At 67.7% G+C, this 12,031-nt stretch carries 13 protein-coding genes; 6 read left to right on the plus strand and 7 right to left on the minus strand.

The genetic code is table 11. From position 1 onward, the window contains the following. A partial coding sequence (locus tag WKI94_RS09975; protein WP_337845590.1) for a hypothetical protein occupies positions 1-452 on the minus strand: 452 nt, incomplete at its 3' end. Positions 453-514: 62 nt separating this feature from the next. Between WKI94_RS09975 and WKI94_RS09980 the strand changes: the two genes are divergently transcribed. Further along, entirely contained in the window at positions 515-781 is a 267-nt protein-coding gene (locus tag WKI94_RS09980; RefSeq protein ID WP_337845591.1) for an acylphosphatase, read from the plus strand. On the opposite strand, the gene hflX is transcribed toward WKI94_RS09980, so the two are convergent. Further along, positions 769-2,418 carry a GTPase HflX gene (hflX, locus tag WKI94_RS09985; RefSeq protein WP_337845592.1) on the minus strand — a complete coding sequence of 550 codons (1,650 nt, stop codon included), beginning with the start codon at positions 2,416-2,418 and terminating at the stop codon, positions 769-771. The two genes, WKI94_RS09980 and hflX, sit on opposite strands and share 13 nt — an antisense overlap. Before the next feature lie 52 nt (positions 2,419-2,470). On the opposite strand from hflX, the gene WKI94_RS09990 reads away from it, so the two are divergent. After that, positions 2,471-3,004 carry a YdcF family protein gene (locus tag WKI94_RS09990; RefSeq protein ID WP_337845593.1) on the plus strand — a complete coding sequence of 178 codons (534 nt, stop codon included), beginning with the start codon at positions 2,471-2,473 and terminating at the stop codon, positions 3,002-3,004. On the opposite strand, the gene WKI94_RS09995 is transcribed toward WKI94_RS09990, so the two are convergent. From WKI94_RS09995 to WKI94_RS10005, 3 genes are read right to left on the minus strand one after another with little or no spacing between them, the layout of a single operon-like run. Further along, positions 2,958-3,398, minus strand: coding sequence for a DivIVA domain-containing protein (locus tag WKI94_RS09995; RefSeq protein ID WP_337845594.1), 441 nt, complete (start codon positions 3,396-3,398; stop codon positions 2,958-2,960). The two genes, WKI94_RS09990 and WKI94_RS09995, sit on opposite strands and share 47 nt — an antisense overlap. A gap of 6 nt (positions 3,399-3,404) precedes the next feature. After that, entirely contained in the window at positions 3,405-4,040 is a 636-nt protein-coding gene (locus WKI94_RS10000) for a YggS family pyridoxal phosphate-dependent enzyme (protein ID WP_337845595.1), read from the minus strand. Next, positions 4,040-4,858, minus strand: a complete 819-nt coding sequence (locus tag WKI94_RS10005) for a purine-nucleoside phosphorylase (protein WP_337845596.1) — start codon at positions 4,856-4,858, stop codon at positions 4,040-4,042. Before WKI94_RS10005 ends, WKI94_RS10000 begins: the two co-directional genes overlap by 1 nt. A 55-nt stretch (positions 4,859-4,913) precedes the next feature. Here WKI94_RS10005 and WKI94_RS10010 point away from each other — a divergent pair, with 55 nt between their 5' ends. Beyond that, complete coding sequence (locus WKI94_RS10010; protein WP_337845597.1) at positions 4,914-7,379, plus strand: POTRA domain-containing protein; 2,466 nt, start codon at positions 4,914-4,916, stop codon at positions 7,377-7,379. Between the two features lie 168 nt (positions 7,380-7,547). Next, a complete protein-coding gene (locus WKI94_RS10015; protein ID WP_337845598.1) occupies positions 7,548-7,856 on the plus strand; it encodes a DUF503 domain-containing protein in 309 nt (102 codons plus the stop codon). On the opposite strand, the gene WKI94_RS10020 is transcribed toward WKI94_RS10015, so the two are convergent. Next, positions 7,853-9,043, minus strand: coding sequence for a thiolase family protein (locus WKI94_RS10020; protein WP_337845599.1), 1,191 nt, complete (start codon positions 9,041-9,043; stop codon positions 7,853-7,855). The genes WKI94_RS10015 and WKI94_RS10020 overlap by 4 nt on opposite strands. 45 nt (positions 9,044-9,088) lie before the next feature. On the opposite strand from WKI94_RS10020, the gene fumC reads away from it, so the two are divergent. Further along, positions 9,089-10,486, plus strand: a complete 1,398-nt coding sequence (fumC, locus tag WKI94_RS10025; protein WP_337845600.1) for a class II fumarate hydratase — start codon at positions 9,089-9,091, stop codon at positions 10,484-10,486. A gap of 68 nt (positions 10,487-10,554) precedes the next feature. After that, entirely contained in the window at positions 10,555-11,166 is a 612-nt protein-coding gene (locus WKI94_RS10030; protein ID WP_337845601.1) for a superoxide dismutase, read from the plus strand. A 51-nt stretch (positions 11,167-11,217) separates the two neighbouring features. Here WKI94_RS10030 and mqnB read toward each other — a convergent pair whose 3' ends face one another. Next, complete coding sequence (mqnB, locus tag WKI94_RS10035) at positions 11,218-11,865, minus strand: futalosine hydrolase (protein ID WP_337845602.1); 648 nt, start codon at positions 11,863-11,865, stop codon at positions 11,218-11,220. Positions 11,866-12,031 lie beyond the last annotated feature (166 nt).

A 12,031-nucleotide genomic window follows, 5' to 3' on the forward strand; every position in this document is an offset into this window, starting at 1 on the left:
CGGTAAGGCCCCCCCCCCTCCAGGGTGAGGCGCAAGGGGGGAAGGAAGAGCCTCCTTCCCTCGGGGAGCTCCACGGCCACCCCCTCCAGGACTAGGCTCTGGAAGAGGAGGCGGAGGGCGGGCGGGGGGCCTGGCCTTTCCGGGATGAGGGCCTCCCAGGTGGGCTTAAGGAGCCCCCCCTTCACCCTTAGGCGCACGGGGAGTTCCCCCCGGAGGAGGCCCAGGAGATCGTAGGCCACCTCCACCTCCTCGGCCTTTAAGGCCAGGCCCTCCCCCTGGAGGTCCACCCCCCAAAGCCGAAGGCCCAAGGGGAGGTACCCCCTGACCCCCTCCACCCGCCCGGAAAACCCCGCGCGCTCCAAGCCCCACTGCACCACCCCCTTAAGAAAGGGGGGCCAGGCGGGAAGGGCCAGGAGGAAAAGAAGGGGAAGGAGGAAGAGGAAGCGCCGCACCTCTTCCAACAGGATAGGGCCTAGAGGTGAAAAAGCCATGGAAGGGGGGTTAAAATGCCCCCATGCCGCGCCTGGTGGCCTTGGTCCGGGGAAGGGTGCAAGGGGTGGGGTACCGGGCCTTCGTGCAGAAAAAGGCCCTGGAGCTTGGGCTTTCCGGCTACGCGGAAAACCTACCGGACGGACGGGTGGAGGTGGTGGCAGAGGGCCCCAAGGAGGACCTCGAAGCCCTCCTCCACCACCTAAAGCAGGGCCCCAGGCTCGCCCGGGTGGAGGGGGTGGAGGTGCAGTGGGCCGAAGAGGCCGGCCTTAAGGGGTTCTACGTGTACTGAGCCCAGGCCTGGGGCCGCACGCCTGTCCGCAAAAGGGCCTCCGCCAAGGCCTCCTTTAGGGCGGGAAGCCCCGTGCCCTTTAGGGCGGAGACCGCCACCCCCCCAAGCCGTTCCTGCAGGAAGTAAATGTCGTAGGGGGCCGCCCGATCGGCCTTGTTCAGGGCCAGAACCCGGGGGGCCTCCACGGAAAGCTCCTTAAGGAGCTCCTCCACCACCCCATACCGCCCCAAGGCCCCCTCCTCAGAGGCATCCAGCACGTGGAGGAGGAGGTCGGCCTCCCGCACCTCCTCCAAGGTGGCCCGGAAGGCCTCCAGGAGGGTCTCCGGCATCCTGCGGATGAAGCCCACGGTGTCGGTGAAGAGGACCTCCCCCACCCCGGGCAGGAAGCCCCGGCGGGTGAGGGGCCTTAGCGTGGCGAAGAGCTTGTCCTCCCCCGGCTCCCCACCCCGGGCCAGGGCGGAGAGGAGGGTGGTCTTGCCGGCGTTGGTGTAGCCCACCACGGCGATGAGGGGCACCCCCCGGCGGCGGCGCTGCCTTCTCGCCTCCTCCCGGCGCTCGGCGTAGCCCTTCAGGCGGTGGGTGAGGTGGACGATCCTCTCCTGTAGCCGCCTCCGGTCCACCTCCAGCTTGGTCTCCCCCGGGCCCCGGGTGCCGATCCCACCCCCCAGGCGGGAAAGCGCCTTCCCCTTGCCCACAAGCCTGGGGAGGAGGTACCTGAGCTGGGCCAGCTCCACCTGGTCCTTGGCCTCGGGGGTTTTAGCGTGGAGGGCGAAGATGTCCAGGATAAGCTGGGTCCGGTCCAGGACCTTGAGCCCCGTGGCCCCTTCCACCTCCCGGGCCTGGGTGGGGGTGAGGTCCAGGCTGAAGATGAGGGTGGAGGCGTTCTCGTGGTAGGCAAGGCTCTTTAGCTCCTCCAGCTTCCCTAGGCCCACCAGGTACCGGGGATCCAGCTCGGGCCGGAAGACCATCACCTTCCGCACCACCACCCCCCCGGCGGTGCGGGTGAGCTCGGCGAGCTCTTCCAGCGTGGCCTCCGCCTCCGGCCCCTCCCCCCGGTCCACCCCCACCAGGATGGCCCGCTCCCGCCCCCCATCCCTCAGTTCCAGCACCCAGGCCTGGCGGGCAAGCTCCTCCTCCAGAGCGTTCACCTCGGCCCAGGGGTCAAAGTCCAGGTACTGGTGGAAGGGCTTGGGGGGGAGGATGCGCCAGTCCTCCTCCTCCGCCTTGGGGGGGGAGAGAAAGGCCACGTGGAGGAGGCCAGGCTCGCCCCCCTGCACCTCGAGGGCGCAGAGGCTATCCAGCCGGTTCAGGAAGAGGACGGAAAGGTCCGGCCGGGAAAGCCCCCCGGGGGCCAGGTGGGTGTGGAGGAGGCGGTAGCCGGAAAGCCGCCGCTCCGTGCGGGCCCCCTCGGGCAGGGGGAGGTCCTTGGCATCCCCCACCCCCACCCGCACCACCCGCCCTTCCCGGTCCAGAAGGAGGGCCACAGGCCGGCCCATCTCCCCGGAAAGGTCGGCCAAGATGTGGGCCAGCTCGGGAGTCAGGAGGCGCTCCTTGGGCACGCGCCTGCGGTACAGGTTAGAAAGCCTTTTAAGCTCGCTCTTCTTGAGCCCTTGGGTCTTGCCGAAGACCTTCTCCACTTGGCCCCTTCAGTATAGCAGAAAGGCGTAGGGAAGGCGTAGATTGGGGGGCGTGTGGGTGCTCCTTCTCCTGGCCCAGGCCCAGTACGACTGGATCGTGGTCCTGGGGGCCGCCCAGTACGGGGGCAGGCCCTCTCCCGCCCTGGAAAGACGCCTTCTCACCGCCCTGGAGCTTTACCGGAAGGGGCTTGCCCCCCGCATCGCCGTCACCGGGGGCAAGGCCCCGGGGGACCATTTGAGCGAGGGGGAGGTGGGTTGCCGCTACCTGCTGGAACGGGGGGTACCCCCGGAGGCCCTGCTTTGCGAGGAGAAGAGCCAGACCACCTTTGAAAACCTCCTCTTCCTCAAGGGGCGGGTTTCGGGCCGGCTCCTTTTGGTCACCGATGCCCCCCACCTGCCCCAGGCCCTCTTCCTGGCCCGGCTTCTGGGCCTTAAGGCCGAAGGGCACCCCGTGCCCGGGCGCTACCCCTTAAGCTACTGGGCGCGGGAAGCCCTGTACCGCCTCTGGCTCTACCTGGGCCTAAAGCCCCTTCCCAGGTCTATAGCCTCTCCAGGGATTCCAGGTAGCCTTGCAAGAGCGCCTTGAACTGGCTTAGGAAAAGGGCCTTCTCCTGCCGCGCCCGCTCTATCTCCCCCCGAAGGCGCTTAAGCTCCTCCACCGCCTCCCTCAAAACCTGCTCCTTGGCCGCCTCCGCCTCCTTGCGGATGAGCTCGGCTTCCTTTTCCGCCTGGGCCTTGAGCTCCCGGGCGATCTTCTCCGCGGCCACCACCGCCCGCTTCAGGTCGGCCTCCGCCTCCTTGAGGCGGGCGTTTTCCTCCTCCAGGGCGCGGATCCGGCCCTTCAGGGCCTCGTTCTCCTGAATAAGGCCCTCTAAAACCTCGGCCACCTGGGCTAGGTAGGCCCGCACCGCGGCCTTCTCGTACCCCCGGAAGGCGGTGGGGAACTCCTGGTAACGGACATCCAAGGGGGTTAGGTCCATGCCCCTTCAGTCTACAAAAAGGGCCCGGCCCACCCGCACGTAGGTGGCCCCCTCCTCCACCGCCCACTCCAGGTCGTCGGACATGCCCATGGAGCGCTCGGGGAGGCTGTAGCGGTCGGCAAGCTCCGAAAGCCGCCTGAAGATGGGCCGCACCACCTCCTCAGGGCCCATGGGGGGCACGGTCATGAGGCCCAGGACCTCGAGGTGGGGCATCTCCTTTAGGCGCGCCAAGGCCTCGGGGAGCTCCTCCTCCAGAAACCCATGCTTCTGGGGCTCCCGGCCCAGGTTCACCTCCACCAGCACCCGAAGCCGCACCCCCGCCTTGGCCCCCACCTCCTCCAGGGCCTCCGCCAGGCGCAGGGAGTCCAGGGAGTGGATGAGGGCAAAGCGGGGGGCGAACTTGGCCTTGTTGCGCTGGAGGTGCCCGATGAGGTGCCACTCCGCCCGGATGGCTTCCATCTTCTTCAGGGCCTCCTGCACCCGGCTTTCCCCCAAGGGGAAGGCCCCATGGCGGAGGACCTTCTCGGCGATCTCCTCCGGGCTTCGCCCCTTGGTCACCGCCACCAGCCGCACCCCCTTAGGGTCCCGGCCGGCGCGGCGGCAGGCCCGCTCTATCCGCTCAAGAACCTCAAGTAGGCCCATCAGAGCGCGGCGAGGATCCCCCGGACAAAGCGGCGGAATACAGGCCCGGTGGCCTCGGCCACCCGCAAGACCTCTTCCTCTGTGGCGTGGTGCTCCCGTTCGGGAACGGCCATGTCGGTGATGGTGGAAAGGCCCAAGACCCTCGCCCCAAGGTGGCGTAAGGCGATGACCTCAGGGACGGTGGACATGCCGATGGCGTCCGCCCCTAGATCCCTAAGGAGCTTAAGCTCCGCCCGGCTCGCGAAGGCGGGCCCCATGAACCAAGCGTAGACCCCCTCAAAGAGGTGGAGGTCCTGGGCCCGGGCCACCCGGCGGGCGAGCTCTATGAGCTCTGGGTCGTAGGCCTCAAACATCACCGGGAAGCGGGGGCCTAACCGCTCGTCGTTGGGGCCCCGTAGGGGGTTGGCTCCGGCGAAGTTGATGTAGTCCAGGTGGAGCATGATCCCCCCGGCGCGGAAGCGGGGGTTGAGCCCCCCGGCGGCGGAGGTGAGGAGGAAGGTCTTGGCCCCCAGGAAGTAGCCCACCCGCACCGGGAAGGCCACCTCCTCGGCGCTGTAGCCCTCGTAGTAGTGGACCCGACCCTTGTAGACCAGGACCCGCTTGCCCTCGAGGCGCCCGAGGATCAGGCGCCCCGCGTGCCCCGGGGCGGTGGAGAGGGGGAAGTGGGGGATCTCGGCGTAGGGGATCTCCGCCACCTTCTCCACCTCCTCCGCCAAGGGCCCAAGCCCCGAGCCCAAGACGATCCCCACCTCGGGGACGAAGTCCGTCTGCTGGCGGATGGAGGCCACCGCCTCCTGGATCTTCTCGTACACGCCCATACCCGCCCATTTTACTCTCACCGCCCCTTCACCTCCCATCGGTATGCTTTCCAGCATGAAGCGCCTTGTAGCCCTCCTGCTCCTAAGCCTGGTGGCCCTGGCCGCCCCCCTGGAAGAGGTGGTGGTGGAGGGGGGCGACCCCGTGCTCCAAGCCCTGGCCCGGGCCGCCCTCCCCTTTGGGATGGGGGACGAGCCCGGCGACCTGGAGGCCGCCCGGAAGGCCCTCTTGGCCACGGGCTACTTCAAGGAAGTGGAGCTTCGGCTGGAAGGGCGGACGCTAAGGGTGCGCCTCATCCCCAACCCGCCCCTAAAGGCGGTACGGGTGGAGGCCAAGGCCTTCCCTGAAGCCAACCTCCTCCGCTTCCTCGAGGAGAACTTCGCCCTAGGCTCTGGAGCCACCTACAACCCCCTAAGGGCGGAGGAAGCCGCCAAGGGCCTGGCCCAGGCCTACCGGCAGGCGGGCTTCCCCTTCACCCCCAAGGTGACCGTGGAGGCCAAGGAGGAGGCAGACGGGGTGAGCCTTACCTTCCGAGTGGAGGAAAGCCCCGAGGTGAAGGCCGTGGGCCTCGAGGGGGCCACTCTGCTTCCGGAAGGGGAACTCCTTAAGCTTCTGGAGCCCCTCAAGGGACCCTTTGATTTCGCCCGCTACCAGGAGGCCCTAAGGGCCATGGCCCAGCGCTACGAGCGGGCGGGCTACCGCTTAAGCGGCCCGGACCCCGAGTGGAGCACCTTGGAAGACGGGGTCTTGCGGGTGGTGGTGCGGGAGCTCAAGGTAGCGCGGGTGGAGGGGGAGGGGTTGGACCTAAGCGCCTTCCCCTTAAAGCCCGGGGATTACCTAAACTACGAGCGGCTCCTGGAGGGGGTCCAGGCCCTATCCCGGGCCCTTTCCCGGGTGGTGGAGTTCACCCTCCTCCCCGAAGGGAAGGGGGTGGCCATCCGCCTTCAGGTGGGCCCCGAGGGGGGAGAGATCGCGCGGGTGGAGCTTGTGGGGGTTAGCGCCTTCCCAAAGGAGGAGGTCCTCGCCCTCCTCCGGCTCAAGCCTAGGGAGGTCTACACCCCCGCCCTGGCCCAGGAGGACGCCCGCAAGGTGGCCGCCTTCTACCGGGAAAGGGGGCTGGAGGTGGCGGACGTGCGGGTGGGCTTCCGGGAAGGGGTGTACCGCCTCGAGGTGGTGGAGCTCAAGGTGGGGGGGTATCGGCTGGAGTGGGCGGGGGCGCACCGCACCCAAGACGAGGTCCTCCTAAGGGAGCTTCCCAAGCCGGGTAGCCTCTTCAGCGTCCCCGCCTTGCGCCAAGCCCTGGCCCGGCTCCTGGCCACCGGCCTCCTGGCCGAGCCCCCGCAGGTGCGCCTGGAGCCCGGGACCAAGGAGGACGAGGTCACGGTGGTCCTCAGCCTCAAGGAGACCCGCACCGGCCTCTTCCAGCCCGCCATCGGCTGGAGCTCCCTGGAGGGCTGGTCGGGCAGCGTCTCCTTCAAGGAGACCAACCTCTTCGGCCTAGCCCACCAGGTCTCCCTGGACCTGGCCTTCCTGCAAAACGACGCCCGGGACAACTTTTCCCTAAGCGCAAGCTACACCATCCCCTGGCTCTACCTGGACTTCACCGATCTCAAGGAGGTGCGCACCAGCGTCGCCATAAGCGCCTTCACCACCCCCATCGGGAACAACAAGCTCCTGGACGGCTCCACGGACACGGGCTGGGAGTACACGGAAAGGCGCACCGGCCTCTCCCTCAGCCTAAGCCGCCCCTTCTCCAAGGAACTGGAGAACCTCCGCCTCTCCACGGGGCTAAGCCTCCGCCGCTCCGCCTACCTCCTGGAGGCCTACGACCCGAACGCCCCCTGCGACCCCGGGGTCAGCGATCCCGCCGACCCCAAGTACTGCGACGGCACGGGCTACAAGGACCCCAACCAGGCCCAAAGCCTCCTCCCCACCCCCGGCTGGACCGTCAGGCTGGACATGGGGGCCACCTACGTGGACGTGGACAACCCCCGCTTCCGCACCCAGGGGTACGAGGCGGGGCTTTCCACGGGGCTTGGCCTTTCCCTCCCAGACACCGGAGGGCGGAGCTTCTTCGTGCCCCTGGTGGCCACCGCCAAGACCTACCTCCCCCTGGATGAGGCCAAGCGGCAGGCCCTGGCCTTCAAGGTTTCCTTGGGCACCCTCCTGGGCTACCCCCCTGAGGGGGAGCGGTTCTACCTCTCCGGGGGCGGGGCGGAGGCCTTCCTCCTTCGGGGCTACGAGGACCGTAAGTACGGGGGGCTTTCCTTTGCCACGGGGAACGTGGAGTACCGGTACGACTTCAACCTCTCCCCCCAAGGGGGGACCAACCTCTACGGCATCCTCTTCGCCGACCTGGGCCTTGCGGACAACACCGGGGGGCCCAAGTGGGGGGTGGGGCTTGGCTTCCAGCTGGACCTGGACGTCTTCGGGGCTCTTCTCCCCTCCTTGAGGCTGGACTACGCCTTTAGCCCCGAGAAGCCCACGGGGATCCTCCACTTCCGCATCGGGCCCATGTTCTAAGTGCCCGGGCATTGAAAAATCCTCATGGGGCTCGGAGGAAGGGCATGCTGGACCCTCTTTCTGGGGTCCCCACCGACGCGAAAGCTTCGGTGGGGTACTTAGCGCACCCCGCCGCAAGCTGGGCTTCCGGCGGGGGCCCCTGCCCAAGAAGGTTGCAAAATGGGAGGGATGAAAGCGTACCTAGGCCTTTACACCGCCCGGCTGGAAACCCCCGCCCGGAGCCTTAAGGAGAAGCGAGCCCTGGTGAAGCCGGTCCTGGAGCGGCTTAGGGCCCGCTTTCCCGTTTCCGCGGCGAGGCTTTACGGCCTGGACGCCTGGGGGTACGAGGTGGTGGGCCTGAGCGTCCTGGGGAACGACCCCGCCTGGGTGGAGGCCACCTTAAGGGAAGCCGCCCGCTTCCTGGCCCAAAACGGAGCCTTCCAGGTGACCCTGGAAGAATACCGCCTCGAGGCCTTTGAGCTGGACCGCCTCCTCTAAACCCGCTCCAGGGCCAAGGCGGCCGAGCCCCCGGTGCCGTGGCAGATGGCGGCCAGGCCCCGTGCCTCCCCCTTCACCCTAAGGGCGTTCAGGAGGGTGACCAGGATCCGGGCCCCGCTGGCCCCGATGGGGTGGCCCAGGGCCACCGCGCCCCCGAAGACGTTGAGCCTTTCGTAGGGCACCCCAAGGAGGCGGTGGAAGAGAACGTTATTGAGGGCGAAGGCCTCGTTGTTCTCAAAGAGGCCGAAGTCGGAGAGGGCCATCCCCAGCCGGTCCAAAAGCTGCTTGGCCGCGGGGATGGGGGCCTCGGGGAAGCGCCAGGGCTCCCCCGCGGCCCAGGCCCCCCCGAGGACCCGGGCCAGGGGCTTGAGCCCGTGGGCCCTCACCGCCTCCTCCGAGGCGAGGAGGAGGGCCGCGGCCCCGTCGGAGATCTGGCTGCTGTTGCCGGCGGTGAGGATCCCGTCTTTGCGGAAGGCGGGCTTGAGGGCGGCGAGGCTCTCCAGGGTGGTCTCGGGGCGGAGGCCCTCGTCCCGGTCCACCAGCAAAGGCCCTTTCTTCCCCGGGGCCTCGAGGGGGGCGATCTCCCAGGCGAAAACCCCCCCTTCCGTGGCCTCCACTGCCCGGCGGTGGGAGAGGAAGGCGGCCTCGTCCACCTCCTGCCGGGTCACCCCGTAGTCCTGGGCCAGCCTTTCGGCCTGCTCCCCCATGGCTTCGCCGCTAAAGGGGTCGGAAAGCCCGTCCCGGAGGAGGATGTCCTGGAGGTTTTCCGGAGCCCCCAGGAGGAACTTGTACCCCCAGCGGGCCCGGTGGGAGAGGTAAAACCCCGCCTGGCTCATGGATTCCATCCCCCCCACCAGGACCAGGTGGGCCTCCCCGGTGCGGATGAACTGCACCCCGTTGAGGACGGCCATCATCCCCGAGGCGCAAACCATGTCCACCTGGTAGCCGTCCACCTCCTTGGGGATGCCCGCCTTCAGGGCCGCCTGGCGCACGGGAAGCTGCCCGTGCCCAGCCCTTAAGACCTGGCCGAAGGCGTAGAGGTCCAGCTCCTTCCCCTCCACCCCCGCCCGCTCCAAGGCGGCGCGCATGGCGTGGGCCGCCAGGTCCACGGGGCTTAGGTCCTTGAGGCTTCCGCCAAACCGGCCGATGGGCGTGCGGGCCACCGCTACGATGTACGCGTCTTTCATGCCCCCATCTTACCCAAGGGTAAAATCGGGGCTGGAGGTGCGGCCATGGAATACCGCATAGAGAAGGACACCATGGGGGAGGTCAAGGTGCCCGCGGACCGCTACTGGGGGGCGCAGACCCAGCGTTCCCTGGAGCACTTTAAGATCGGGGCCTGGCGGTTCCGCATGCCCTTGGAGATCATCCGGGCCTACGGCCTTTTGAAGAAGGCCGCGGCCAGAGCCAACCTGGAACTGGGCGAGCTCCCCGAGGAGATCGCCCGGGCCATCGTCCAGGCGGCGGAGGAGGTGGCCCAGGGCAAGCTGGACGACCACTTCCCCTTGGTGGTCTTCCAAACGGGCTCGGGCACCCAGACCAACATGAACGTCAACGAGGTCATCGCCAACCGGGCCTCGGAGATCCTGGGGAAGCCCCTAGGGAGCAAGTACGTCCACCCCAACGACCACGTGAACCGGGGTCAGAGCTCCAACGACACCTTCCCCACCGCCATGTACGTGGCCGTGGCCCTGGCCCTACGGGAAAGGCTCTACCCTGCGGCGGAGGCCCTCATCCAGACCCTAGAGGAAAAGGCCCGGGCCTTTGACGGGATCGTCAAGATCGGGCGCACCCACCTCATGGATGCGGTGCCCATCACCTTGGGGCAGGAGGTGGGGAGCTGGGCCGCCCAGCTCAAGAACACCTTGGCCATGGTGAAGGAGGCGGAAAAGGGCCTCCACAACCTGGCCATCGGGGGTACCGCGGTGGGCACGGGGCTCAACGCCCACCCCCGCTTCGGGACCCTGGTGGCCCAGTACCTGGCGGAGGAGACCGGCCTCCCCTTTCGGGCGGCGGAAAACCGCTTCGCCGCCCTTGCGGCCCACGACGAGCTGGTGCAGGTGATGGGATCCTTGCGCACCCTGGCCGGGGCCCTAATGAAGATGGGGAACGACGTGCGCTGGCTGGCCTCGGGGCCCTATGGGGGCATCGGGGAGATCTTCATCCCCGCCAACGAGCCGGGAAGCTCCATCATGCCGGGGAAGGTGAACCCCACCCAGGTGGAGGCCCTCACCATGGTGGTGACGCGCGTCTTCGGCAACGACCTCACCGTGGCCTTCGCGGGGAGCCAGGGGAACTTCCAGCTCAACGTCTACAAGCCGGTGATGGCGGATGCCGCTTTAGAGTCCATCAAACTCCTCGCGGACGCCATGGCCTCCTTCAACGAGCACCTGGCCAAGGGGATTGAGCCCAACCTGGAGCGCATAGAGGAGCACCTCCAGAAAAACCCCATGCTGGCCACGGCCCTCAACAAGGCCATCGGCTACGATAAAGCGGCGGAGATCGTGAAGAAGGCCATCAAGGAGAGGAAGACGCTGAAGCAGGCCGCCCTAGAGCTCGGCTACCTCACAGAGGAGGAGTTTGACCGCTGGGTAGAGCCCCTGCGCCTGGCCAAACCCCACGAGGGCTAGAGGCTTTTGTGAGAAGGCCCACCCTAGCCTGGGGTGGGCCCTTTATAGTGGGCTTTTGGAGGTGCAGTATGCCGTACCCGTTTAAGCTGCCCGAACTCGGTTACCCCTACACGGCCCTCGAGCCCCACATCGATGCCCAGACCATGGAGATCCACCACCAGAAGCACCACGGGGCCTACGTGAACAACCTCAACGCCGCCTTGGAGAAGTACCCCTATCTGCATGGGGTAGAGCTGGAGGTCCTCCTTCGGCACCTTTCGGCCCTGCCCCAGGACATCCAGACCGCGGTGCGCAACAACGGGGGCGGCCACCTGAACCACAGCCTCTTCTGGACACTCCTCACCCCCGGTGGGGCCAAGGAGCCGGTGGGGGAGCTGAAGAAGGCCATTGATGAGCAGTTTGGGGGCTTCGAGGCCCTAAAGGGAAAGCTCACCCAGGCGGCCATGGCCCGCTTCGGCTCGGGCTGGGCCTGGCTCGTCAAGGACCCCTTCGGCAAGCTCCACGTCCTCTCCACCCCCAACCAGGACAACCCCGTGATGGAGGGCTTCACCCCCATCGTGGGCATTGACGTCTGGGAGCACGCCTACTACCTCAAGTACCAAAACCGCCGGGCGGACTACCTCCAGGCCATCTGGAACGTCATCAACTGGGACAAGGCCGAGGCCTTCTACCGGAAGTAGGCCCCTCCCAAGGCCCTGCCTGCCTCCTGGCGGGCGGGGCTTCTCCTTGGCTTAGAGGAGGGCGAGCACCGCCTCTTTCAGGGCAAAAACCGCCTCTTTAAGCCGCCAAAAGGCCCGATCCCGCACCCCCGCGGGGTTGGAGACCGCCCTAACCTCCGCCCCCGGCACCCCCAGGGCCAAAGAGGCCCGGGCAAAGGCCGCCCCCTCCATGTTCTCCAGGTGCGCCCCCCAACGGGAAGTAAGCCTAAAGGCCTCCTCCAGGCTTTCCGAGGGGCGGTCCCGGGTGAGGCCCACCCGCAGGGGCAGGCCCAAGGAGGCGGCCAGGGACTCCGTAAGGGCGGGGTCTAGGGGAAAGCGGTTGTAAAGGGGCTTCCCCCCCACCACCAGGGCGGGGAAGCCCAGGGGCTCAAGCCCCTCCTCCAGGCCCAGGTCCGCCTCCACCTCCTCCGCCACCAGGACCACCTCCCCCAGGCCCAGCCCCGCCCCCGGGTAGGCCCCCGCCACCCCGAAGAGGAGGGCCCGCTCCACGGGATGCCTCGAGGCCCAAACCGCAAGGGTCAGGGCGGCGTTCACCTTACCGATGCCCGTCTCCAGGAAGACGAAGCCTTTCCCCTTAAGCCCCATCCGGCCCAGAAAGGTAAAAGGCTCCCCTTTAAGGAAGGGGGCCTCGAGGCGGGTGGGGGCCAAGAGGAGCCACACTACTCCACCACCCTAAACCCCAAGGCCTCCGCCCGCTCCACGAAGAACTGGATGTTCTCGGAACACACCTCGCCCCCTAAGCTCTTCCGCTCAAAAGCCCCTTCCGCCGCCAGGATCATGGTCTCCGCCAGGCAGGCCGGGACCTGGTCCGGGGCCCCAAAGTGGA

Origin of the sequence: Thermus sp., assembly GCF_037444525.1 — a bacterium.
GTDB lineage: Bacteria > Deinococcota > Deinococci > Deinococcales > Thermaceae > Thermus.

Coding starts and splice junctions, on each gene's coding strand:
- fumC (WP_337845600.1), top strand. CDS start 9,089: ATGGAATACCGCATAGAGAAGGACACCATGGGGGAGGTCAAGGTGCCC.
- WKI94_RS09980 (WP_337845591.1), top strand. CDS start 515: ATGCCGCGCCTGGTGGCCTTGGTCCGGGGAAGGGTGCAAGGGGTGGGG.
- WKI94_RS10030 (WP_337845601.1), top strand. CDS start 10,555: ATGCCGTACCCGTTTAAGCTGCCCGAACTCGGTTACCCCTACACGGCC.
- WKI94_RS09995 (WP_337845594.1), bottom strand. CDS start 3,398: ATGGACCTAACCCCCTTGGATGTCCGTTACCAGGAGTTCCCCACCGCC.
- WKI94_RS10020 (WP_337845599.1), bottom strand. CDS start 9,043: ATGAAAGACGCGTACATCGTAGCGGTGGCCCGCACGCCCATCGGCCGG.
- WKI94_RS10015 (WP_337845598.1), top strand. CDS start 7,548: ATGAAAGCGTACCTAGGCCTTTACACCGCCCGGCTGGAAACCCCCGCC.
- WKI94_RS10010 (WP_337845597.1), top strand. CDS start 4,914: ATGAAGCGCCTTGTAGCCCTCCTGCTCCTAAGCCTGGTGGCCCTGGCC.
- WKI94_RS10000 (WP_337845595.1), bottom strand. CDS start 4,040: ATGGGCCTACTTGAGGTTCTTGAGCGGATAGAGCGGGCCTGCCGCCGC.
- WKI94_RS10005 (WP_337845596.1), bottom strand. CDS start 4,858: ATGGGCGTGTACGAGAAGATCCAGGAGGCGGTGGCCTCCATCCGCCAG.